The sequence below is a fragment of the Mesorhizobium sp. WSM4807 genome, assembly GCF_055811615.1.
In genome coordinates this window covers 68627-91315 of the sequence record NZ_JBVVQY010000020.1, presented here as the reverse complement: position 1 = coordinate 91315, position 22689 = coordinate 68627, and the positions used below count along the sequence as shown (strand labels likewise).

The following is a 22689-nucleotide window of genomic DNA, read 5'->3' as shown; positions in this document are numbered from 1 at the left end:
TGATCACTGCGCGAAAGCGTTCACAAGCTTGCTGGAATTGTCGCTGAACAGCCACGCCATTGCGTCTGCGGCCTGGCCGATGCCGCCTATGATGGCAAGCGACAGCACGGTCACGATCAGCCCATATTCGATGGCCGTCGCGCCGGTCTTGTCTTCCAAAAATCGTTGCAGCACTGTTTTCATGACCGTCGATCCCGCTTGCCGGAACCCTAGCGTCGACCTGTTAAGAAAGGTTAACGGCACAGGCTTAACAGGCGATGAAACGACCGCTTTAAACCATCTCAGCAGTCGCCGCTGCGCTTGCCATTGTCGCGTATCACGCAGATCGAACTGGGCAGCGGCTGCAGCACGCTCCTGCGCAGCGTGTAGGTAACACGACGGCCGATCGAGCCTGTGCTTCCAATCGAGGCTGTGCTCCCGACCGATCCTGTGCTCATTCCGTCGAGGCCGCCGGCAAAATGGTCGCGGGCGGATCGCGTCCGGCTGTCGAGCAGGGGCGTCGCGATCAAGGCCAGCGCCACCGCGGCCGAGCCGAACAGCAGCGTGATCCGCAATATGCCCATGCCGGCATGGACAGCGCTAAAGCTGCGGTCGGGTCGGATCGATTCCCAGTCCCTGTCGAGGCTCATGCAACCGCCTTCCGGCGAAGGCCTGAACACGGCCTTCCCTTCGATTTTCTATGCCGTCAATTTCTCACAGCGAGATAAATCTTCCATTAACGCTGTCTAAATCGGGCAGTGACGGCACAATCACAGAAGATCGATGAGGAACTGGATCAGCGGCGCGTCGGCCGGCGGCATCGGAAAATCGCGCATCTGGCGCGGCCGCACCCATTTCAGCACCTGCCCTTCCTTCGGCCGCGCGATGCCGCGGAAGCGACGGCAGACGAACAGCGGCATCAGCAGGTGAAAATCATCGTAGGAATGGCTGGCGAACGTGAACGGCGCCAGACAGGGAATATCGGTCTCGATGCCGATCTCCTCGTACAACTCACGGATGAGGCATTCTTCCGGCGTCTCGCCGGGCTCGACCTTGCCGCCCGGAAACTCCCACAGGCCGGCGAGTTGCTTGCCTTCGGGCCGCTGCGCCAGCAGCACGCGGCCGTCGGTATCGACCAGCGCGCAGGCTGCGACCAGGAGCAGGCGCTTGCCGACAGGGTTCGGGCCGGTCATGCGCCGGGCGGCCGGCGATAATGATAACGATAGACTTCGTCGAACCCGAGCGAACGATAAAGCGCCAGCGCCGGCGCATTGTCGGCCTCGACCTGCAGCCAGGCTTCGCGGGCGCCGCGCAGCCGTGCCCATTTCAGCGCCGACAGGATGAGGTGACGGCCGTGGCCCTGGTTGCGTACCGATCTGTCGGTGGCGATCTCGAACAGCCCGGCAAGATCGCCATCGTGGACGCAGATCAGCGTCGCCAGCGGTTCGGTGCCCTTTTCGAGCGCGAACAGCCCGGCTTCCGGCTGGATGGCGCCGATGATCTCCGACAGGCCCGGCCGCAGCGACACATCCGAGCCGCTTACCTTGAGCGACGCGCCGATGAAGCGGCTGATGTCCTTCAGCGGGATCTGGTCCATGGCGGCATCGAGCTGGGCGTCTGCCAGCGGCAGCCGCATGACCAGCGATTCGTCGAATGTGCTCCAGCCTTCGCTGTCGAGATGTTTGGAAAGAACCGGCCCCGACAGCGGCGATATGCGGAAGGTCAGCGGCCGGCCATAGGCGTCGAAACGGCGGCTGGCGCGGCCGATGCGCTCGGCAATGTGCTGGATGTCGCCCGGATCGAGTGGATTGACCGAATTCAGCCGCTTGGCCGGATGACCCGCCGTCAGCCGCACCACCCAGGTGCCGTCATAATGGACGGCCGCCGCCGGCCAGGCGCGAAAGCCGGCCGCCTCATAGCGGCGCACGATGGCAAGCACGCTTGCCGGATGTCTGGAAACCAACGCCATCAGCTCCGATAATCGCCGTTAATGGCGACATACTCCTTGGTGAGGTCGCAAGTCCACACCGTCGCCTTGCCGCGGCCGATGCCGATATCGGCATGGATGCGGATCTCGTCGCGCTTCATGTAGGCCGCTGTCGCCTCCTCGGAGTAGGCGGCGTCGCGCTCGCCCTCATGCGCCAGCCTGATATCGCCGAACCAGATCGACAGAAGGTCGCGGTCGGCCGGTTCACCGGCCTTGCCGATGGCCATGACGACGCGACCCCAATTGGCGTCCTCGCCGGCGACCGCCGTCTTGACCAGCGGCGAATTGGCGATCGACAGCGCGATGCGCTTGGCCGAGCGGGCCGATTTCGCGCCGGTGACGGTGACCTCGACCTGTTTTCGCGCGCCCTCGCCGTCGCGCACCACTTGCAGCGCCAGCGATTTCAGCACCTTGCCGAGCCCGCGGCGGAAGGCGCCGAGGCGCGCATCCCCGGCATCGGTGACGTCAGGCGCGCCGCGCCTGGATGCCGTGCCGGTGGCGAACATCAGCAGCGTGTCGCTGGTCGAGGTGTCGCTGTCGACGGTGACCGCATTGAAGGTCTTGGCCGTGCCGCGCGACAAAAGATCCTGCAGCACTGGGGCTGCGATCGGCGCATCGGTGGCGATGAAGGAGAGCATCGTCGCCATGTCGGGCGCGATCATGCCGGCGCCCTTGGCAATGCCGTTGATGGTGACGTCGGCGTCGCCGAGTTTTACCGTCGCGGTCGCCAGTTTCGGATAGGTGTCCGTGGTCATGATCGCCTTGGCGGCTTCGGTCCACAGATCCGGCCTGCCCTCCTTGACCAGTCCGGCGAGCAGGTGGCTGAACCTGCCGGCATCCAGCGGCTCGCCGATGACGCCGGTCGAGGCCAGAAACACCTCGTCCGGCGTGCAGCCCGCAGCCTTGGCTGCAGCCTCGCCGGTCATTGCCGTGGAGGCTCGGCCCTTGTTGCCGGTGAAGGCATTGGCGTTGCCGGAATTGACGACCAGGACGCGCGCCTTGCCGGCGCTAAGATTCTGCCGGCAGAAATCGACCGGCGCCGACGGGCATTTCGACCTGGTGAACACGCCGGCGACCGTGGTGCCGGCATCGAAGACCATGGTCAGCAGGTCGGTGCGGTTCTTGTACTTTATCCCGGCCTCGGCAGTGGCGATGCGGACGCCCTCGATGTCAGGCATCTCAGGATATTTCTTCGGCGCGAGCGGCGAAATCGTGGCTGACATGAAGACCTCGGGCGGGAAAATCGCAAGGGAACGCCGGTTTGCCCGATAGCGGGCGCCGGCGCAAGGGCGTTTTCCCGACCGTTGCGGACGACACCGAACTGCCGCACCACGCTTACCTCACTGGGCAGGATTGAGGAACCGTCGGAACATCTTCTGCACGCCCGGAATGAGCCCCCAGATCATGATCGCGACCATCAGCGGCGCGATGACCAGCATGCGCTGCCAGATCTCCCACCCTTCGGTCAGCGGGAACACCACATAGAGGATGGCGGTGATCAGCGGATAGACGCCGGCAAGCACCAGCAGGGCAAAGCGGAGGCGCGAGAAGCGGACGGCGGTCGAGGTCATTGGCTTTCTCCTTATCGTTACGAAACGTTCCGTTATATAAAACGAGCCGTTCCGTTTCGTCAAGAGGTCGTATATGCATGTTGAGGAACTGCCGATAAGGAAAAAAGCAGATGGCTGAGGACGCAGATCGGGTCCGCAAATCAACTGGCGCGCGGCGCAATCCCGACAGCGCCGACGCCATTCTCGACGCCGCCGAGGCAGTGCTGGTCGAGGCCGGTTATTCCGGCTTCTCGATCGAAGCGGTGGCGCGGCGGGCGCGTGCTGGAAAGCCGACGATCTATCGCTGGTGGCCGAGCAAGGCCGCTTTGCTGTTCGACGTCTATCAGCGGCTAAAGCGCGTCGAAAATCCCGATACCGGAAACCTCGAGGATGATCTCGTCGGCTTCCTCAAGAACCTGTTCTCGCACTGGCATGACACGTCGTCAGGCAGCGTCTTCAGATCGCTGATCGCCGAGGCGCAGTCGGATGCGACCGTGGCCACCGTGCTTGTCGAATACACCAAAGGACGCCATGCCCATACCGGCCAGATGATCGAACGCGCCAAGGCAAGAGGCGAAGTGGCGGCCGACGTCGATGCCACGCTCGTCGCCGACCTGGTCGCCTCCTTTGCCTGGACGCATCTTTTGACCAATCGCCTCGACGAAGACGAAGCGACGCTGCGCAGGGCGGTCCGCTATGTGGTACGAGGCATCGCTCCACCGGCGAACTCGCCGCCGGCGATCCGGCAGCGTTCAAAGCGTCGACGCATCGTAGGATAGGGCGATCTCGGCGCCGCGATTCTTTCCTTCTCCCCTTGTGGGAGAAGGTGGATCGGCGCGCAGCGCCAAGACGGAAGAGGGGTGCTGGCCGGAGCGCTGTCGGTGCCAAGCTGGAACACCCCTCATCCGACCGAGCGGAGCCTGTCCTCGGGCTTGCCGGAGGCAAGACCCGTGGGCGAGGCCACCTTCTCCCACAAGGGGAGAAGGGAAGAACCGACGACCCCCTGCTTGCCCTAGCCTCGCCCTCGCCTACTTGGTGTTTTCCAGCGCGTCGACCGTCTTCTTCAGCTTCTCGTCCGGGATCTCGACTTTGGCCTCGGCGCGCAGCGACTTGACCAGCGCGATGTATTTGTCGCGGATGACCGCCTGACGGGCCTGGTCCTTGACCTGGTCGAAGGCTGGCGGCTGCTTGGCGCGCTTGTCCTCGACCTGGATGACGTGCCAGCCGAACTGCGACTGCACCGGCTGTTCGGTGTATTTGCCGACCGCCAGCGCGAAGACCGCCTTGTCGAACTCCGGCACCATCTGGCCGGGTCCGAACCAGCCGAGATCGCCGCCGCTGGTCTTGCCGCTCGGATCGCTGGTGTGCTCGTTGGCGAGTTTCTGGAAATCGGCGCCGCCGTCGAGCTGCTTGATGATCGCATCGGCCTCTTCCTTCGACTTCACGAGGATATGACGGGCATGCACCTCGTTGCTCGGCGGCGTGTTGGCGATTTCCTGGTCGTAGCGGGCGCGAACCTCGGCATCCGTAACCTTGCCGACGACATCCTTCTCGACCATCTCGCCATGCAGCGCGCGCTGCTGCAGGAACGCCATGCGGCGCTGGAAGTCTGGATCCTTGTCGAGGCCGGTGGTGACCGCCTGGGCGGCCATGACCTTGATCTCGATCGCCGCCGAAAGTGCTGCGGCGCGGCGCTGTTCGGGCGGCATCTGCGCGAACTGCTGCGACAGCTCGCCTTCGGCAAGCGCAAGGTCTGCCTCGGTCAGCGTCTGGCCGTTGATCGTAGCGACCACGGCGTTCGGATCGACCGGCGCCGGTTGGGCGGGGGCGGCCGGTTGGGCCGGGGCTGGTTGGGCAGGCGCAGTGTCCTGCGCCATCAGTGGCGACAGCGGCAGAGCCGACAGCCCGAATGCCAGGCCGAGGCTGGCGAGCGACGCGCGGCGGAACAATAAGGACATACGATTAACTCCAATAGGGGATAGCTAGAGCGGGATGGCTTCCAGACCAGCCGGATTGTGGCGGAATTTGGCACGGTCGTCAGGGCGAGCGCGCCGTTGACATCGATTGAGCCCCCTCTTATCTGTCCAACGACTTTGCGTCCAGAACCGTTTTCCGGGCGCTTTTTGCGTTTGTCCGCGTTTCACGTGGATTTGATGGGGCCGCCGGCACCCGTCGCAACGACTTGGAATGCTATCGAAAGGACCATTGAATGGTCAGTTTTGGCGGTCTCGCCCGTAAGGTTTTCGGCTCCTCCAACGATCGCCGGGTCAAGTCGACCCGGCCGCGCGTCGAAGCGATCAACGCCATGGAAAACGAGATGCGGGCGCTCTCCGACGCCGAGCTAACAGCCCGCACGGAAAAATTCCGCCAGGACGTCGCCAACGGCGCCAGCCTCGATGATCTCCTGGTGCCGGCCTTCGCCACCGTGCGCGAAGCGGCGCGCCGCGTGCTCGGCATGCGCCCGTTCGACGTGCAGCTGATCGGCGGCATGGTGCTGCACAATGGCGGTATCGCCGAGATGCGCACCGGCGAGGGCAAGACGCTGGTCGCCACGCTGCCCGTCTATCTCAACGCGCTCGCCGGCAAAGGCGTCCACGTCGTCACCGTCAACGACTATCTTGCCACGCGCGACTCCGAATGGATGGGCCGCGTCTACAAATTCCTCGGCCTTACCGTCGGTGTCATCGTCCATGGCCTGTCCGACGAGGAACGCCACGCCGCCTACGCCGCCGACGTAACCTACGCCACCAACAACGAGCTCGGCTTCGACTATCTGCGCGACAACATGAAATACGAGCGCAGTCAGATGGTGCAGCGCGGCCACAGCTACGCGATCGTCGACGAGGTCGATTCTATCCTGGTCGACGAGGCGCGCACGCCGCTGATCATTTCCGGTCCGCTCGAGGACCGCTCGGAAATGTACAACACCATCGATGCCTTCATGCTGAAGCTCGAGCCGGCCGACTACGAGATCGACGAGAAGCAGAAGACCTCGATCTTCACCGAGGAGGGCACCGAGAAGCTGGAAAACCTTTTGCGCGACGCCGACCTGCTCAAGGGCGAGTCGCTCTACGACGTCGAGAACGTCGCCATCGTCCACCACGTCAACAATGCGCTGAAGGCGCACCAGCTGTTCCAGAAGGACAAAGACTATATCGTGCGCAACGGCGAGATCGTCATCATCGACGAATTCACCGGCCGCATGATGCCGGGCCGCCGCTATTCGGAAGGCCTGCACCAGGCGCTCGAGGCCAAGGAGCATGTGGCGATCCAGCCGGAGAACCAGACGCTCGCCTCCGTCACCTTCCAGAACTATTTCCGCCTCTACAAGAAGCTTGCCGGCATGACCGGCACGGCGCTGACCGAGGCCGAGGAATTCGGCAACATCTATAATCTCGACGTCACCGAGATCCCGACCAACCTGCCGGTGATCCGTATTGACGAAGACGACGAGGTCTACCGGACCGTCGAGGAGAAATACAAAGCGATCGTCAAGGAGATCAAGGAAGCCCGCACCAAGGGCCAGCCTACCTTGGTCGGCACCACCTCGATCGAGAAATCCGAGCTGCTGGCCGCGCGTCTGCGCAAGGAAGGTTTTAGGGAATTCGAGGTGCTGAACGCCCGCCACCACGAGCGTGAGGCGGCGATCGTCGCCCAGGCCGGCAAGCCGGGCGCCATCACCATTGCCACCAACATGGCCGGCCGCGGCACCGACATCCAACTCGGCGGCAATGCCGACATGCGCATCGCCGAGGAGCTTGGCGACATGCCGGCTGGTCCCGAGCGCGAAGCCAGGGAAAAGGCAATCCGCGACGACGTCGCCCGGCTGAAGGAAAAGGCGCTGGCCGCCGGCGGCCTCTACGTGCTCGCCACCGAACGCCATGAAAGCCGCCGTATCGACAATCAGTTGCGCGGCCGCTCAGGCCGCCAGGGCGATCCCGGCCGCTCAAAATTCTTCCTGTCGCTGCAGGACGATCTGATGCGCATCTTCGGCTCCGAGCGCATGGACGGCATGCTGCAGAAGCTCGGCCTCAAGGAAGACGAGGCGATCATCCACCCCTGGATCAACAAAGCGCTGGAAAAAGCGCAGAAGAAGGTCGAGGCGCGCAACTTCGACATCCGCAAGAACCTGCTGAAATATGACGACGTCTCGAACGACCAGCGCAAGGTGGTGTTCGAGCAGCGCCTCGAGCTGATGGACGGTGAAGGCCTGTCCGAGACCATCGCCGAGATGCGCGAGGGAGTCATCGACGAGATCGTCGCCAAGGCCATTCCCGAAAACGCCTATGCCGAGCAGTGGAACGTCGCCGGCCTCAAGGCCGAGGTCGCCGAATTCCTCAATCTCGACCTGCCGATCGAGGACTGGGTCAAGGAAGAGGGCATTGCCGAGGACGACATCCGCGAACGCATCAGCCAGGCGGCCGAAACCGCCGCCAAGGAGCGTGCCGAGCGCTTCGGCCCCGACGTGATGACTTATGTCGAGCGCTCGGTGGTGCTGCAGACGCTCGACCATCTGTGGCGCGAGCACATCGTCAACCTCGATCACCTGCGCTCGGTCGTCGGCTTCCGCGGCTACGCCCAGCGTGACCCGCTGCAGGAATACAAGGGCGAGGCGTTCGAGCTGTTCCAGGCGATGCTGGGCAATCTGCGCCAGGCCGTCACCGCACAACTGATGCGCGTCGAGCTGGTCCGCCAGGCCGCCGAAGCGCCGCCGCCCGAGACGCCCGACATGTTCGGCAGCCATCTCGACGGCACCACCGGCGAGGACGATTTTAACGGCGGCGAGACCGGACTTCTGGTCCGCCAGGAGACCCACGCCATCGTCGCCCCCGAAAACCGCGACCCCAACAACCCCGCCACCTGGGGCAAGGTCGGCCGCAACGAGGCCTGCCCATGTGGCTCGGGCAAGAAGTACAAGCACTGCCATGGGGCGTTTGCGTAAGCTTTCCTTCGCCCCGTTCACGGGGAGAAGGTGCCCGAAGGGCGGATGAGGGGCAGCGCCGGAGTTGGCGATTAGCCAATCTCCCCACCTGAGGGGAGATATCAGGCAGGCCAGAGGGGGGTGCTGTCCCGCCGACACCGGAAATGGGCCTTCAGCTCTTATTTCTTTCCATCAGCTGGCCTGTCGTTTCGTCGCGTTCTGCCGCGAACGGTGAACATGGCACAAAGCCATGGCGCCGCCCCTCATCCGCCTGCCGGCACCTTCTCCCCGGGGCGAAGGAGAGCTCACCCAACCGTTTCTTAATTTGTTCTCGCTAGACCCAGACCCGAAAAAGAGGCGGAAAACGGAGAGTATTGGGTGCGCTTTTCCGCGGCGACGACAGCCGGGCGGTTCCTGCCGCAGCGCCTTGCGCTGCGCGTAAAGCCGCTGCTTGGCCGTATCGACGCCGTGCTGTTCACCGCCGGCGAGCGCGGCGAAGCTGGCCGCATGTCGCTCATCGCCTTTTCCATCCGCATCGTCAGCGCCGTCATCGCCTTCGTCAGCCAGGTGCTGATGGCGCGCTGGATGGGCTCGTTCGAATACGGCATCTTCGTCCTCGTCTGGGTGACGATGGTCATCGTCGGCAATCTCGCCTGCCTCGGCTTCCACACTTCGGTCATCCGCTTCATTCCCGAATACCGCGAGCGCAACATGCTGGCCGAATTGCGCGGCATCGTGCTGACCAGCCGCCTGTTCGTGCTGGTTGCCTCGACCGCGATTGCCGGGCTGGGCGCGCTCGGCGTCTGGCTGCTCTCGCCGTTTATCGAAAACTACTATGTCGTGCCGTTCATTCTCGGCCTCATCTGCATGCCGATGATCGCCATGTCGGACCTGCTGCAGGGGCTGGCGCGGGCCAACTCATGGGCGCTGTTTGCGCTGGCGCCGACCTATCTGGTGCGGCCGATGCTGATCCTGGCGCTCATGGCGCTGATGCTTGTGGTCGGCTTTGCGCCCGACGCCAGGACCGCGATCTTCGCCTCGATCGCCGCCGCCTATGCCACCACGCTCGGCCAACTCATCGGCATCACCACGCGCATCGACAAAAAAATCCCGGCCGGGCCGATGAAGGTGCATTTCGCGCAGTGGTTCCTGGTGTCGCTGCCGATCTTCCTGGTCGAAGGCTTCTTCTTCCTGCTCACCAATGCCGACGTGCTGATGGTCGGCGCCTATATGAATCCCAACGACGTCGCCGTCTATTTCGCCACGGTGAAAACGCTGGCGCTGGTGCATTTCGTCTATTTCGCGGTCAAGGCGGGCGTCGCCCAGCGGTACGCGCAATTCACCCATGGCGAGCCGGAAAAGCTCGCAGCCTTCGCCCGCGAAACGGTGTCGTGGACGTTCTGGCCGTCGCTGTTGATGGCGCTGCTGGTGCTGGTGCTGGGCGAGCCGATGCTGAGCCTGTTCGGCGCCGAATTCGTTGCCGGCTATCCCCTGCTGTTCCTGCTGGTCTTCGGCGTCGTCGCCCGCGCCGCCGTCGGCCCTTGCGAAAGCCTGCTCACCATGAGCGGCAACCAGAACATCTGCGCCGCCGTTTACGCCATGACGCTGGTCTTCAATATCGGCCTCAATTTGGTGCTGATCCCGCTTTTCGGCTTGTGGGGCGCGGCGATGGCGACCGCTTTCGCCATGATCTTCGAGGCCGGCGCGCTGTCCTTCACGGTCTGGCGCAGGCTCGGCATCGTCATGGCGATTTTCGCAGCCGCCGAAGGAGCCGCGTGATGGCCGCCATCCCGTTGCTCGAGGAAACCAGCGGCGGCCCGGCCGGCGCCATGGTGTCCGGCCTCGCAGGGCTGGCCCGCGAAGCCGATCCCGCCCATATCGAACTCTTGGCCAACGACCGGCCCGAGCGCAAGCTGGCGATCTACCCGGCTTCCGCCGGCTTCGACCTGGTCGAGGAACTCGACTATCTCTGCACCCGCACGATCGAGCCCAACGTCTTCTTCAACCCGCGCTTCCTGGCGCCCGCCATGCCGCGGCTGGAAGACCGCGAGGTGCGGCTGGCGGTCATCCGCGACGGCGACGAATACCGCAACCGGCTGCGCCTGCTGGTGCCGTTCTCGGTGGAGCGGCCGGCGATGCCGCTCGGGGTACGGGTCATGCGCACATGGTCGAGCCCGTTCGGCCCGATCGGCACGCCGCTGGTCGACCGTGACGATCCCGTCGGCGTCATCGAGGATTTCTTCTCGATGCTGTCGCGGCCGCATCTCAAGCTGCCTAAAGTCTTCATGCTTCCCGACATCCGGCTCGACGGCCCGGTGGCCAGCCTGCTGGCCACCGTCGCCGAGACGCGTGGCCTGACGCTGGTCACCACCGGCAAGGCCGAACGCCCGATGCTCGAAAGCGAGATCGACGGCGATGACTATCTGAAGGCCTCGCTGCGCTCGCACCACTATCGTGAGTTCCGCCGCCTGAAGCGCCGCCTTGCCGACCTCGGCAGGCTGGAGCATCTGGTGGCGCGCGGACCGGAAAATATCCGCTATGCCATCGAACGCTTCCTGACGCTGGAAGCAGCAGGCTGGAAAGGTCGCGAGCGCACCGCCATGGCTATCGACCGCTACCGCGCCGCCTTCGCTCGCGAGGCCGTGCACCGGCTGGCCGAACAGGATCTGTGCCGCATCCATTCGCTGACGCTCGACGACCGCACCATCGCCAGCCTGGTCGTCTTCGTCGAGGCCGGCGTCGCCTACACCTGGAAGACGGCCTATGACGAGACGCTCGCCGCCTATTCGCCGGGCACGCTGTTGATGATCGAGGTGACCGGGCAGCATCTCGACGATCCCAACATCATGATCACCGATTCCTGCGCCGTGCCCGACCATCCGGTGATGAGCCGGCTATGGACGGAGCGCAGGCCGATCGGCACGCTGGTCATCGGCCTGACGCCGGACGCCGACCGCCTCGCCCGCCAGGCGGCGTCGCAGCTTCACCTCTACCGCGAAACCCGCAACATGGCGCGCCTGCTGCGCAACCGGATGAAGAGCTTGCTGGGACGGCGGTAGCGTTGGCGGTCCTGCTAGGACCTGGTTTGACAGGTCGGGCCAATAGCCGAAGCATCCCTCCACTTCGTCATCCCAGGGCGGAGCAAGGAGCGCAGCGAAGCGGAGCGCAGACCCTGGGATGACGAAGGCGCGGTGGGACTTAGCTAATCACCAGACGTTGGAGATTGGCAGATGGAGGCCGGTCGGCAGCGACCGTCGACAGCCCCCTTCAGGCTCAGTCGAAGACCAGAGCCTAGGTCGTGAGGATTAATTCTCACAAGCAGCGGAAAGGATTAGCATCGGCGATCGGCCGCGCAACCAGCATCATTGCCGCCTCGGTCCTGCACGGCAGAACGGCAGAACAAAAAACTGGGAGGAATGCATGACGAAAACCACTTACCTCAGGCGTCGCAGTATTCTCGCTTTGACCGGCCTCATCGGCGCCTGCCTGACTGCGGCCGCAGGTCAGGCCGCCGAGCCCGGCAAGGTCGAGATCGATGCCCTGAAACAATCGCTATCAAAGTACGAAGACTATAAGGCCGCCATTCGCGACCTCTATCTGTCGACGGTCGGATGCGTTTATTACAGCGGCGAAAAAGTGGCTGGAGCTATGGATTACCCGAAGGGCGCGATGGGCATTCATTTCGTCAACGTCGCGAGCGTCAGCCCGACACCAGATCCAGCGCGCCCCAATGTCCTTATCTATGAGCCGGTCGACGGCGGCTTGCGCCTGGTGGCCGTGGAATGGCTTGTTCCGCTGACGCCCGACACCAAGGAGCCGCCGAAACTCTTTGGACAGACGTTCCAGGGGCCGATGGAGGGGCATTATCCGCTTATTCCGGTGGAGTTCTACCATTACGATCTTCACGTCTGGCTGTTCAAGGACAACCCGCTTGGAATGTTCAGCCCGACGAACCCCGACGTGAAATGCGACAATTACGCGTTTCCGATGCCGGAGCAGCCGACCAAGATGGTGCCGGGGCCGATGTGATGGCGACCTGAGGTACGGAGTCTGATCTAATCAGGAAGCACCGGCCTGGGCCTGAATTATGGTTATCCCAGGATGTTCCTGGGATAACATTCAACCGAGCTTTCAAGGCGTCTCGGGTGGAAAATGGTGCCCCTAGCCGGCGTGCCTGAAGCTAACAAAATCAACAGTTTGCGGCAAAGTGGGACAGTCTGACAGCGCCATGTTTCATTATGTTTCTTCCGCTGCTTGTCTCACCTTCTGGTAATAAATTGCGGGCGCCAGCTGTTCCGTTGGTTCGATTGACATTCACAAAGTCTGGAAGGAGTTTGAGGTGCAGGCCATCCACGGCGGGGGGTGGCGAATTCAGATCGATCGCTTGGCGCAGTTCGTGTTGGTGGTGCAACGGTAGCCCTGATCGAAGTCCCCCCATTAGGCCTGGCTGCGGAGACGTGGCCGGGGTTTTTCGTATGGATAAATTTTCTTCATCATCGCATCGACGATACGCAGCAGATGGTTCGCAAGCATGATGATCTCGGCTGATTCATCGGGATCATCAAGATCCAGCTTTCGGTCGACCGAGGATTTTTTGTATGAGCCAATCGCGCCGGCGAACAACTCCATCCTGGCAACTCGTTCGCCCGAATTAACGGCCATATCCTTCTGGCCTTGAACTCCCTGGGTAAATGCCCTCGCCAACTGGTGTCTGTGCGGGCGCTTGCGGATGGCCACACATGAGATTGATTGGCGTGCTGAGCTGCAACGACTCGTGCATCGGCCATCTCCCTAAGTACGGAAGAACCCGCAAGCCAACCTCATCGGACTCAAAAGCGATCAGGGCCCCTGCATCGGGGATGATCTCTGACAGCTTCATCGACCCGCCCTATGTCATGTCCATGGTGTGTGCGGCCAATCGGGGCGACACCAGCTTATTTTAGGCCTTGCAGGTCAAGGGATTCGCCAAAGGCGCCGATGGTGGGCGTGAGGAAAATTCGTCCGCGCCGCCGAACTTCACCCAAGCAAGGCCGTACCCTGGGTTGGCACGACGATCGTCCAGGCCAAGCACACCAATGGTTACAACAAGCATTTCAGCGAATCCGATTTCTATAGCGCAGCTCGATCCATACGGTGATAGGGGAGGAGGTGCCGCGCATTCGGAAGGATCAGGCCACCAGGGTTGCCATCAGACATCAGTATTGTGGAAGTTCAAGTAAGTCGATGAGTAATGCAGGGTGGGCTAGGGTCCACCCAAATGGGTCATGCACTGGCGCGTGAATGATCGTATTGATTTTCTCCTTCCCGCGTACGGGTGGGGACAAAACCGAGGAGGAGCCACTTGAAAATTGGTCATCGCCGCCAGCCTTTCCTTGCTACCTACTTCAGTCCTCGGACTGCAGGAACCTGGTCCATTAACGACGGCATCGGAATCCTAGGAAGTTCCTTCCATCGTGCCTTGCCGGCCAGTACCAATGAGCACTTCGCAGAAGCTCGCCGCCCGCTACTGAGACCCTTTCCCGTGGTGCTGCAACACGATCCACTACGACGACCCCGGATGCAGCTGCGACTGATGTCGCTCTTACGACGATTCGGGCCATGGTCCGCTGGCCTGCTGTCGCAAACAGTGCCGATACTACGCAGGGGACTTACATGAGCACTGGACTAATGGCGCTACTGGATGAGGTCACGGCGACGGCTAAATCCGCAGCCATACCCGACGTCACGACGCCGGTCGTCAAGGGGCGGAACGAGGTTATCAATGACAGGACCGTCACCGCTGTCGGCATTTCCGCGGACCAGAAACTGAAAATCATCGCGCGCATCGCCGCCGTGACCCTATTGAACAAGCTGCTGGTGGCGCTGCCGATGATACTCCTGCTCGGGAGCTACAATGCGGAACTGGCGATGGCAACAGTTGGCTTTGGCGGCGGTATCTATCTCTGCTACGAGGTGGCCGAGAAGCTCTATGGCATTTTCTCGCCTCGCGGTGCCTACAAACACGAAACCCTGGTTCAGGGCAAAGCCGGCAGCGCCGAAGAATTCGAAAAGGCAAGGGCGAGCAGGGCCATCCGTACGGATTTCGTTTTTTCGGCCCTGCTCATGTCGCTCGCATGGATTCCGGTTCTTGACTGGGTCGATTCGCCCTCGAATCCCTTGATGCTTGCCCTTATTCTCGGAATAGGCGCCACCGCGGGGATATACGGTCCTCTGGCCCTCATAGTGAAGGGAAACGAAATCGGCCTGAAAGGCATGGCATTTCTTCTGAAATGCCTTTGGGCGACCCTGCCAACCGCGATGCTTTGCGTCGGTGGAATCTTCCTGCAGATCGGGTTCATGAGTTATGGTTTGCATTCTGCGGCCACGTTGGTGGGCTGGTTCGCAATCACGGGAGCGGATGCGTTCCCTGCCGTCGCAGATGCTGCGAGCATCGCTGGGCTCGCATTTGGAGTCTGCTTCTTCGGAGCCGTGACGGGAACTGTCGCCGTACCGGTCATTGGACAGATTGCATCGGCTTGCCGTGTCATCGCCACACGATTCCGTAAAGTTTATCCATAGAAATCAAGCATTGCAGCGCCACCGTTCGAAGAAAAACATGACTTCCAGTCCGCAAGCGGTGGCCGGGAACATCCGATGAGGCAGCTCCGGCTGCAGGTTGCCGAGGACGAAACCCGCGTGTCGGACACTGCTTCTTTGCCGGACCAGCAATCCAAATGCGGCGCCGGCCAGTGGGCCGACCTCGACAGTCGCACTGAAAACGAGATTGGCGCTTCTTTGCTGAACTTCGGCAGGCAGCAGAGGGACAATGCCTGCAGCCAGATCGCATCCGAGTCCGGCTGGCGACTTGACTTGTTTTAGAAACGATCGATCGCCTTGAAGAACCGTTTCGAAGCCATGCCGAATCCGAGCTTCTGGTTCGAGATATGGGACAACGTCAACGATGAACCGGTCATCCAATAAGCTTGATGTCTCCGGGTTTTCCGTCGGGATTCTCGAACCGCGAGATTGGGCCAAAAGCGGTCGCGATCTTCCGAACCTCCTCGCCTCGGTCCTTGAAGAAGCGACGGCCGCCGCCCTGGACGCTTTTCCGAACTTTCCGTCCGGCTTGCCTTTGTAATAGCTCCACTGCGAATGGAGCGATTGGAGCTTTCTCTTTGTGGAAGGGGACGCGCAATCCGGCGGCACTACGCATCAGGACATCCCTGCTGGGCCGTTAATGACTTTCCGCCGCGCAGCGGGTTAGCTAGAGCACTCTGGCAACGCGAAAGCCGACGTCCTTGTCACGGGATCCAGCAGAGTCGCGGTGGCGGTACGCCGAGCGGAGATAGTGAGGATAGCCGACCCAGGAGCCGCCGCGGACGACGCGCCGTGCAGAATCGCTGCCTAGCCAAACTGATCCGTCCAACGGTGGATCACCTGCATAATCCTCATGCCAGTCATCTTCGCACCACTCCCAGACGTTGCCGTGCATGTCCCGAAGCCCCCAGGGATTTGGCGGGAACATGGCAACCGTAGTCGTGCCCTCGGCATGGCGGGAAAAATTGGCCTGCTCTGGCGCGATGTCGTCCCCCGTGCTGTAGGCGGTCGTTGTTCCGGCTCGGCAGCAGTACTCCCATTCCGCATCCGAAAGCAGCCGATAGGCGTTGCCGGACCGTTCCTTTAGCCAGGCAACATAGGCATGTGCGTCATGCCAACTTACACAGACAACGGGGTGGTCATCCGTCTGCGCAAACCCTGGATCTCGCCAGGACTTGGCAGCGTCGAATTTCCATTTCAAGCCATCCAACACCGTTGCGCCCGGCTCGACGTGATAATCCATGGCTCGAATGAAGGCTGCAAACTCTCCGTGTGTGACCGGAGCAACGCCAACCGCGAACGGCCGCGGGATCGTCACTTGGTGCCGGGGTCGTTCGTTCGGCTTACCCTGGTCGGGAGCCGATCCCATCAGGAAAGTTCCCGCGGGAACGACGGTCATTTCAGGAGCTTCTTGAAAATCCCGGAATCGGTCCCCCTGGACTGGACCGGTGGAAATATTGCTATCCTGCGCTGGCACTTCGGCTCGACCCCTTCAAGCGAGGATCATGATGGCCCTAGCTAAGGCTAGACCTCGTGAACAATGACATCGCCCATATCAAGAAGACGCAAAAAGCGCATGGCTCAATTGGGTCAATCCACGCATGACCCATTTGGGCCATGCGCTTTTTTTTTGCCGCGTGATAGATTGTCCTTGAGCTAAGCGCTCCAGCCCTCGGCTTGCATGCCCGCTGAGGGCCACAAGAACGGAAAGCGGATCAGGAGGAGATTTCTATGGGCGACCGCGCAAATGAAAGTCTGCTGAAGAAAGAAGATTTGCTGAACTACGACGTCTCCGACGAGGCGCTGGAAGCCGCAGCAGGCGACGAGCCCCAGCTTGGGCTCATGTGGGATGCCAGCTGCGCTTCCACCTGCGACAGCAACACGACGTGCTGCTAGCTGAGGCTGACGAAGGCGACGCGAGCTAGGCGGCGGGCGCTCCGGATGTTCCTACCAACAACGTATTGCGGATTTCCGGTTCTACGCGCTCGCCGCCCGCGCTCCCTCGCCTTCATTCGCCAGAAGCTGTCCAGCCTTTGACTGAGCGCCTAGATACGTCCTTTGAGCGCCTGATCATCCGGGCCGCGACCATTGACGATATCCTCTCGGACGATTTTGAGCCGATACCGGGCCGGAAGGATGATGCCGAGGTGGCCGGGCGGCGGCTCGCTGCTTGGTGCCGGTCCTGCGCTAACGGCGACTGGTCCCTGTTCTCCAGACGGCTGAAGCGAGACGGATTCCAATTTGCCGACGTACTAGCGAGGTTCGCCACGGTCCGGCGTAATCCACGGGTTCCGCCGCCCGCCTGGGCAGAGGATGCCGTCTGGATCGACGGCGCGCTGGGCAAGCGGCACCACGTCTCGTTCGTGCCCCAAGCTGATCCGATAGCTTTCGAGCACCTGTTTGTGGAGCTCGTGCTCCAGGCCGAAACCCGGCTCTGGCAGGGCATGGAAGCTGCCACCGTCGAGAACCTGACGGCCCCCGCGCGCGCCTGCCTGCGCAGGGCGCTGCTGCATTCACTCAGCACCCTCGCGGCGCCTGCGATCTTCGAGCAGTTCGAAAAGACCCGTAAGAACAAGCCTGCAGCCGCCCGCGAGGCACCGACCTCAGTTTACACGGCCTTCGTGGAGGACATGACGGGAGGTGGCGGCCTGTACCGGCTCTTCCAGGAGAGGCCTGTCCTGCTGCGGCTGATCGCGGTGGCCACGCGCCAGTGGATCGAAACCTGGCGCGAGTTCGTCGTGCGACTCCAGTCAGATATTGAAATGATTCGCCGGAGCATTCTCGGTTCAAATGCGCGCTGTCGGGTCGAGCACGTCATGGGAGGTCTGTCGGATTCTCACAATGGCGGCCATTCCGTCCAGCTCGTCAGGTTCGAGAACGGACAGCAGATCGTGTACAAGCCCAAGGACCTGCGCCTCGACGTCGCTTGGCACGATCTGGTCTCGAAGCTGAACCAGGCCAGGCCGCCATTGCTGCTCAAGACGGTGAAGACGCTTGCCCGTGACGGATACGGCTGGACTGAGTTCATCGAGCACGACGGCTGCCAAGACGAGGATGGCTGCGGGCGCTTTTTCGAGAGCGCCGGCGCATGGCTGGCCTTGTTCCATTGTTTCTGCGGAACTGACTTCCATCAGGAAAACATCATTGCGGATGGCGAGCATCCTGTCCCGATCGACCTGGAAACGATACTTCAGCCCACCACCCATCGACAAAAGTCAGAAGATCCGGAAGCCCAGGCCTACGAGGCCGCAATCGAGATCATCTCAAATTCCGTCTGCACAGTCGGCCTGCTCCCCGGGTTCATCAAGTTGCCCAGTGACGAGATGCTCGCGGTTGGAGGAATGGTCCCGTACAGGAATTCGATAAAACGAATTGCCTGGGAGAAAGCGAACACAGATGAAATGCACCCCGCGAGGGCGGCCGAGGACAGGACGGATTCCCCCAACCTGCCGCATTTCCGGGGCCACTACGCCAAGCTGGAAGACTATCGGCGGGAGTTCGTCAAAGGCTTCCGGGAGTATGCGCAGTTCCTGATGGCCAGAAGCCGGGACGGGACGCTCAACGAACCTTTGAACGCCTTCGCTGGACTCCCCGTGCGCCGGGTCCTTCGCGCGACCAGCTTCTACTACGGGCTGATCCACCGCCTCCAGAATTCCGGGCCGATGGATGACGGGATAATGTGGTCCGCGCAGGCGGATTTCGTTACAAGGTTCACCAACTGGGATCAGGACGACGATCCTTCCTGGCCGCTGCAAGGCGCCGAACGGAAGGCTCTGCTGCAGCTGAACGTGCCCTACTTTCTGACGACGGCCGACGGTCGCGACATCGGGGATTTGACCGGAGTTCTGGTCACCACCCAAGCGGTCTGCGGCATCGACCGAGTCCGGGCGCGTCTTCGGGGCCTCGACAAACAGGAAGTCGAATGGCAGCTCGCCGTTGTGGAAGAAAACACCAACATGCTGTCGCCGTTAGCGGGCATCCGCGGAGCACACACGCTGTCTGGCGGGTCCGCAGGTGCAATGGACGCAGAGGCAAATCCGGTCTTTCTCGCCGAAGCGGACAGCGTAGCCGAAGAGCTGGCCGGGTACGCCATCCGGCGGGGACCTTCCGCTGCCTGGCTAGGCCTCGACCAGCGTCATTCCGACTTCGGCAGGTTTGTCGCCCTAGGTCCCGACCTGTATAACGGCCACTGCGGAATAGCGCTCTTTCTGGCCACCCATGCCGCCGTCTCCGGACGGAGTTCCTCCGAGGAACTGGCGCTGGCGGCGGTCGGGCACCTTCGCAAGAACCTGCGAAGCAGGAATGCGTCCCGCATGGTCCGGCTTCTCGGCATCGGCGGAACCGCGGGGATGGGTTCGATAGTCTACGCACTCACAGCCATGGGCAGGTGCCTCAGGAACGACGGTCTGCTCGCTGACGCCTGCGTGGCTGCAGAGTTGTTCACCGACGACCTGATAGCGGCGGACAAGAGGCTGGACGTCATGCATGGGAGCGCAGGGGCCGTGCTTGGACTGCTGAGCCTGTATCGCCTGAACGGATCGCACGAGGTCATTGGGCGTGCCGTCAGGTGCGGTGAACATCTGCTTGCCCACTCACGGCTTGAACCCGACGGCTCCCGCAGCTGGATCGGGCAAGGCCTGGGCGGAGACCGACCGCTCAACGGCATGTCCCACGGTGCAGCGGGCTACGCCTACGCGCTGGCTTCCCTCGCCGCCGCGACAGGACGCAAGGACTTCGCTGACGCGGCGTCTGAGGCCATCGCCTTCGAGAATTCCACTTACGACCCGAAAAGAAGGAACTGGCCCGACTGGCGGAAAACGGTAAGCCACCCATGGCGCTCCCAGTGGTGTCACGGAGCGACCGGAGTCGGTCTCGCGCGGCTGGCCACGATGAAGCTGGAAGTTTTCGATTCCGGAGTCCTGAGGAGGGACATTGACAGCGCCCTAATGGGCGCGGAGAAGGAATGGCCCGGCCGCACGGACACGATGTGCTGCGGTACGCTCGGCAACGTAGAATTTTTCCGGACCGCGGGGCAAGCGCTGACCCGCGCCGATATCCTAAGACTCGCATCGGACCGGCTGTTGGACGTTCTGAAAACCGCGTCCTCGGCCGGCGACTACCGATGGTATGGGAGCCAGAGAGCGTTCAATCTCGGCCTATACCTCGGTCTTGCGGGCGTGGGGTACGCCTGCCTGCGGCAGGTCGACGCCTCTGTTCCCAACATCCTCACCTGGGAGTGAACAATGGTCCGTCGGCAGTGGATGACGAATCTGCACTCCCTGAGTTGTGCTGACGTGCGGCAATGATCCCGCTTTCGGTACTCGACCTGTCGCCGGTGACGACCGCTTCGTCCGGGGCGGCGGCCTTGCACAACACGCTCGATCTCGCGCGTCTGGCGGACGGCCTCGGGTTCACGCGCTACTGGCTCGCCGAACACCACAACGCGCAGTCGATTGCCAGTTCGTCGCCTGACATCATGATTGGACAGGTAGCCGCCGCCACGCGGCATATCCGTGTCGGTTCGGGCGGGGTAATGCTGCCAAACCACGCCCCGCTTATGGTGGCGGAACGGTTCAAGGTCCTGGAAGCCCTGTTCCCGGGGCGGATCGACCTCGGGATAGGGCGGGCCACTGGCACCGATCCGGTCACGTCGAACGCTCTGCGGCGACGGCAGGACGTCACCGAGGACGATTTCCAGGACCGCTTCCAGGAACTGATCCTGCTCGAGACGCGCGAATTTCCGGAAGGGCACGCGCTCTGCAGTGTTCGCGCCGTGCCTGACGGGGTGCCTCTGCCGCCGGTTTGGCTGCTGGGATCGAGCGGCTACAGCGCCGATCTTGCCGCGATGGTCGGCGTGGGGTTCTCCTTCGCGCATCAGTTCGCCAAATACGACGCGTGGGCGGCAATGGACGCCTACCGCGAAAGGTTCAGACCGTCACGGTGGCGCGAACGGCCCTACGCGATCCTCTCCGTACATGTCGTGTGCGCCGAGACCGACGCGGAGGCTGAACGTCTCACGGCGACCTACGACCTGAACTACGTCCGCAGCAGCCGCCGCGAGTTCCTGCCGCTCGCGAGCCCGGAGGAGGCGCTTGCGTATCCCTACACCGCCGGCGACCGCGAGCGGATACAGGCAAGCCGCGCACGAATGTTTGTCGGTAGCCCGGCGACGGTACACGGCGAGCTCGTCCAACTGATCGAGGCAACCACGGCCGATGAACTAATGGTCCTCAGCATGATCTACGACCACGGCGCGCGTCGCCGTTCGTACGAATTGATGGCCGACAGGTTCGGACTAGCACTCCCCACGCCAGCACTGACCAGCCGCAACACCTGCCCTGAGATCAACGGCTGAGGTTCGGGACAACAATGCTGTATATGCTGTTCAGCCCAGGAACGTCATTCCCGGAACGCCAAGTTTATCCAACGTGCTCGCGAACGGCTTGACTGGCAGGAAGCAGCAATGCTGCCCATTGTACGCAAATCTTGCCGACATAGCCCACTTGGGTCATGTCGCTGTCCTCGGCATTGGTATTGTAGGTATGCAGGTATCGTTGAGTCTAGGTTGAGAAAATGTCGTCGATAGCAAAGACTCTCGCGGCCGCGGCGGCCATCGCGGCCCCAATATTTGCAAGCACAGCATCGGCTTGCGCTGCCGACGTATGGTTCCATGGCGGCAACCTATCCGAAACTCCAGTCCGGTCGCAATGGACCGCTGCTGACAGGGAAGGCTGGCAAAATCTGGCGCAAGGTGCCGATGATCCCGGAGACGGGTACGGTCCCTATCCGCCGGGCTGCAGAAACAAATATTCGTTTGACGAGTGTGCCGTCAATGAAAAGGGATGTTCGCTGCGTGATAGGGTAAGGTGTGCGCCTATATGCTCGGGCCTCTGCGACGACTGAGCGATCAGGGGCCGATCTATATGCGCAGGCCTCGAGGGGACGATTTTGAATTCCGTTTCTTGTCAGCCAAGATTGGTCGTGGTCGCGACCTGCCTTCCAGCTTGGATAGTAATATCGCGTATTTCGCGGGTCTGCTCCTTATGCTCTCGGTCGCATTCACTGCCGTGATGCCGGGCATGACGCTCGCGCAGCAGCCTCCTCCCCCGGACGTCTTCTTCAATTATCCGGGCACCGTCCTTTCGGGGCTGCCGACCGCAGAGTTTTCGAAACCTTCCGCCGAATGCAGCAAGATCTGTGCGGGGCGCTCTGGCTGCGCCGGATTCGACTACTCGCAAGCAAACGGCAGGTGTCGCCTGTACGGCGCCGTTAGCACGGCGCGGCCCAGCACGGCCTCGATCGCGGGGACACGCGCACTCCTCGCGGGATATCCGCCGCCGGCCAATCCACCCGTCGTCGAAGAGCCGAAGCCAGCTGCTCTTCTCCCTCGGCCCTCCCCTTATCAAAGCTGCATCGTGGCCGACCCGACGGGAACACCGCTCAACGTCCGTGACCAACCTCGCGGAGAAATCCTAAACACGTTGCCAAACGGCAGATCGGTGGAAGTTCGAGAGAAGCGACGATATCAGGGAGAATGGTGGGTCCGCATCACCGGGGCAGCCGATGGCTGGGTTTTTCGCGACTATTTGAGTTGTAGTGAAAGCTGCATCGTGGCCGACCCGACGGGAACACCGCTCAACGTCCGTGACCAACCTCGCGGAGAAATCCTAAACACG

General features: G+C 62.2%; 20 protein-coding genes. 10 read left to right on the top strand and 10 right to left on the bottom strand.

Annotated elements, in window-relative coordinates; all coding sequences use genetic code 11:
• Positions 1–3: 3 nt before the first annotated feature.
• The 6 genes from AC0L3N_RS23780 to AC0L3N_RS23755 all read right to left on the bottom strand — a co-directional run bounded on the left by AC0L3N_RS23780 (position 4) and on the right by AC0L3N_RS23755 (position 3537).
• A complete protein-coding gene (locus AC0L3N_RS23780; RefSeq protein ID WP_123149166.1) occupies positions 4–183 on the bottom strand; it encodes a Flp family type IVb pilin in 180 nt (59 codons plus the stop codon).
• A 98-nt stretch (positions 184–281) separates the two neighbouring features.
• A complete protein-coding gene (locus AC0L3N_RS23775; RefSeq protein ID WP_473549781.1) occupies positions 282–629 on the bottom strand; it encodes a hypothetical protein in 348 nt (115 codons plus the stop codon).
• A 120-nt stretch (positions 630–749) separates the two neighbouring features.
• Positions 750–1172, bottom strand: coding sequence for a (deoxy)nucleoside triphosphate pyrophosphohydrolase (locus AC0L3N_RS23770; RefSeq protein ID WP_123149167.1), 423 nt, complete (start codon positions 1170–1172; stop codon positions 750–752).
• The gene (locus AC0L3N_RS23765) at positions 1169–1948 is read right to left on the bottom strand and encodes a GNAT family N-acetyltransferase (protein ID WP_455850058.1); all 780 of its coding nucleotides are present in this window, start codon (positions 1946–1948) and stop codon (positions 1169–1171) included. The genes AC0L3N_RS23770 and AC0L3N_RS23765 overlap by 4 nt, the downstream gene beginning before the upstream one ends.
• Positions 1948–3189: a bifunctional glutamate N-acetyltransferase/amino-acid acetyltransferase ArgJ gene (argJ, locus tag AC0L3N_RS23760; RefSeq protein WP_473549778.1), complete on the bottom strand. Its 1242-nt coding sequence runs from the start codon at positions 3187–3189 to the stop codon at positions 1948–1950. Before argJ ends, AC0L3N_RS23765 begins: the two co-directional genes overlap by 1 nt.
• Positions 3190–3306: 117 nt before the next feature.
• On the bottom strand, positions 3307–3537 hold the full coding sequence (locus AC0L3N_RS23755; protein ID WP_473549777.1) for a hypothetical protein: 231 nt from the start codon (positions 3535–3537) through the stop codon (positions 3307–3309).
• Between the two features lie 110 nt (positions 3538–3647).
• Between AC0L3N_RS23755 and AC0L3N_RS23750 the strand changes: the two genes are divergently transcribed.
• The gene (locus AC0L3N_RS23750) at positions 3648–4295 is read left to right on the top strand and encodes a TetR/AcrR family transcriptional regulator (protein ID WP_473549776.1); all 648 of its coding nucleotides are present in this window, start codon (positions 3648–3650) and stop codon (positions 4293–4295) included.
• 249 nt (positions 4296–4544) lie between these two features.
• Here AC0L3N_RS23750 and AC0L3N_RS23745 read toward each other — a convergent pair whose 3' ends face one another.
• Positions 4545–5474, bottom strand: coding sequence for a peptidylprolyl isomerase (locus AC0L3N_RS23745; protein ID WP_473549774.1), 930 nt, complete (start codon positions 5472–5474; stop codon positions 4545–4547).
• A 251-nt stretch (positions 5475–5725) separates the two neighbouring features.
• Between AC0L3N_RS23745 and secA the strand changes: the two genes are divergently transcribed.
• From secA to AC0L3N_RS23725, 4 genes are all read left to right on the top strand, one after another.
• Positions 5726–8458 (top strand): preprotein translocase subunit SecA, encoded by a 2733-nt coding sequence (gene secA, locus AC0L3N_RS23740; RefSeq protein WP_473549773.1) that lies wholly within the window; start codon positions 5726–5728, stop codon positions 8456–8458.
• A 357-nt stretch (positions 8459–8815) separates the two neighbouring features.
• Positions 8816–10216 (top strand): lipopolysaccharide biosynthesis protein, encoded by a 1401-nt coding sequence (locus AC0L3N_RS23735; RefSeq protein ID WP_473549772.1) that lies wholly within the window; start codon positions 8816–8818, stop codon positions 10214–10216.
• Entirely contained in the window at positions 10216–11496 is a 1281-nt protein-coding gene (locus AC0L3N_RS23730; RefSeq protein ID WP_123149177.1) for a GNAT family N-acetyltransferase, read from the top strand. The genes AC0L3N_RS23735 and AC0L3N_RS23730 overlap by 1 nt, the downstream gene beginning before the upstream one ends.
• 361 nt (positions 11497–11857) lie before the next feature.
• The gene (locus AC0L3N_RS23725) at positions 11858–12466 is read left to right on the top strand and encodes a hypothetical protein (protein WP_123149178.1); all 609 of its coding nucleotides are present in this window, start codon (positions 11858–11860) and stop codon (positions 12464–12466) included.
• Positions 12467–12874: 408 nt separating this feature from the next.
• Here AC0L3N_RS23725 and AC0L3N_RS23720 read toward each other — a convergent pair whose 3' ends face one another.
• Positions 12875–13174: a hypothetical protein gene (locus tag AC0L3N_RS23720; protein WP_473549769.1), complete on the bottom strand. Its 300-nt coding sequence runs from the start codon at positions 13172–13174 to the stop codon at positions 12875–12877.
• 915 nt (positions 13175–14089) lie between these two features.
• Here AC0L3N_RS23720 and AC0L3N_RS23715 point away from each other — a divergent pair.
• Entirely contained in the window at positions 14090–14995 is a 906-nt protein-coding gene (locus AC0L3N_RS23715) for a DUF808 family protein (protein ID WP_473549768.1), read from the top strand.
• 3 nt (positions 14996–14998) lie between these two features.
• Here AC0L3N_RS23715 and AC0L3N_RS23710 read toward each other — a convergent pair whose 3' ends face one another.
• Positions 14999–15394, bottom strand: coding sequence for a hypothetical protein (locus AC0L3N_RS23710; RefSeq protein WP_473549767.1), 396 nt, complete (start codon positions 15392–15394; stop codon positions 14999–15001).
• A 286-nt stretch (positions 15395–15680) separates the two neighbouring features.
• Positions 15681–16412 carry a formylglycine-generating enzyme family protein gene (locus AC0L3N_RS23705; protein ID WP_473549766.1) on the bottom strand — a complete coding sequence of 244 codons (732 nt, stop codon included), beginning with the start codon at positions 16410–16412 and terminating at the stop codon, positions 15681–15683.
• A gap of 332 nt (positions 16413–16744) precedes the next feature.
• Between AC0L3N_RS23705 and AC0L3N_RS23700 the strand changes: the two genes are divergently transcribed.
• The 4 genes from AC0L3N_RS23700 to AC0L3N_RS23685 all read left to right on the top strand — a co-directional run.
• Positions 16745–16909, top strand: a complete 165-nt coding sequence (locus AC0L3N_RS23700; RefSeq protein ID WP_473549764.1) for a hypothetical protein — start codon at positions 16745–16747, stop codon at positions 16907–16909.
• 137 nt (positions 16910–17046) lie between these two features.
• Entirely contained in the window at positions 17047–20253 is a 3207-nt protein-coding gene (locus AC0L3N_RS23695) for a type 2 lanthipeptide synthetase LanM family protein (protein WP_473549763.1), read from the top strand.
• Between the two features lie 62 nt (positions 20254–20315).
• On the top strand, positions 20316–21368 hold the full coding sequence (locus AC0L3N_RS23690) for an LLM class flavin-dependent oxidoreductase (protein ID WP_473549761.1): 1053 nt from the start codon (positions 20316–20318) through the stop codon (positions 21366–21368).
• Positions 21369–21975: 607 nt separating this feature from the next.
• On the top strand, positions 21976–22689 hold a 714-nt coding region (locus tag AC0L3N_RS23685), incomplete at its 3' end, for an SH3 domain-containing protein (protein ID WP_473549760.1).

Excerpts from the sequence above, each read along its gene's own strand:
- AC0L3N_RS23730 (WP_123149177.1), top strand. The coding sequence starts at position 10,216 with ATGGCCGCCATCCCGTTGCTCGAGGAAACCAGCGGCGGCCCGGCCGGC.
- AC0L3N_RS23770 (WP_123149167.1), bottom strand. The coding sequence starts at position 1,172 with ATGACCGGCCCGAACCCTGTCGGCAAGCGCCTGCTCCTGGTCGCAGCC.
- AC0L3N_RS23780 (WP_123149166.1), bottom strand. The coding sequence starts at position 183 with ATGAAAACAGTGCTGCAACGATTTTTGGAAGACAAGACCGGCGCGACG.
- AC0L3N_RS23775 (WP_473549781.1), bottom strand. The coding sequence starts at position 629 with ATGAGCCTCGACAGGGACTGGGAATCGATCCGACCCGACCGCAGCTTT.
- AC0L3N_RS23705 (WP_473549766.1), bottom strand. The coding sequence starts at position 16,412 with ATGACCGTCGTTCCCGCGGGAACTTTCCTGATGGGATCGGCTCCCGAC.
- AC0L3N_RS23750 (WP_473549776.1), top strand. The coding sequence starts at position 3,648 with ATGGCTGAGGACGCAGATCGGGTCCGCAAATCAACTGGCGCGCGGCGC.
- AC0L3N_RS23690 (WP_473549761.1), top strand. The coding sequence starts at position 20,316 with ATGATCCCGCTTTCGGTACTCGACCTGTCGCCGGTGACGACCGCTTCG.
- AC0L3N_RS23715 (WP_473549768.1), top strand. The coding sequence starts at position 14,090 with ATGAGCACTGGACTAATGGCGCTACTGGATGAGGTCACGGCGACGGCT.
- AC0L3N_RS23765 (WP_455850058.1), bottom strand. The coding sequence starts at position 1,948 with ATGGCGTTGGTTTCCAGACATCCGGCAAGCGTGCTTGCCATCGTGCGC.
- secA (WP_473549773.1), top strand. The coding sequence starts at position 5,726 with ATGGTCAGTTTTGGCGGTCTCGCCCGTAAGGTTTTCGGCTCCTCCAAC.
- AC0L3N_RS23700 (WP_473549764.1), top strand. The coding sequence starts at position 16,745 with ATGGGCGACCGCGCAAATGAAAGTCTGCTGAAGAAAGAAGATTTGCTG.
- AC0L3N_RS23725 (WP_123149178.1), top strand. The coding sequence starts at position 11,858 with ATGACGAAAACCACTTACCTCAGGCGTCGCAGTATTCTCGCTTTGACC.
- AC0L3N_RS23745 (WP_473549774.1), bottom strand. The coding sequence starts at position 5,474 with ATGTCCTTATTGTTCCGCCGCGCGTCGCTCGCCAGCCTCGGCCTGGCA.
- AC0L3N_RS23755 (WP_473549777.1), bottom strand. The coding sequence starts at position 3,537 with ATGACCTCGACCGCCGTCCGCTTCTCGCGCCTCCGCTTTGCCCTGCTG.
- argJ (WP_473549778.1), bottom strand. The coding sequence starts at position 3,189 with ATGTCAGCCACGATTTCGCCGCTCGCGCCGAAGAAATATCCTGAGATG.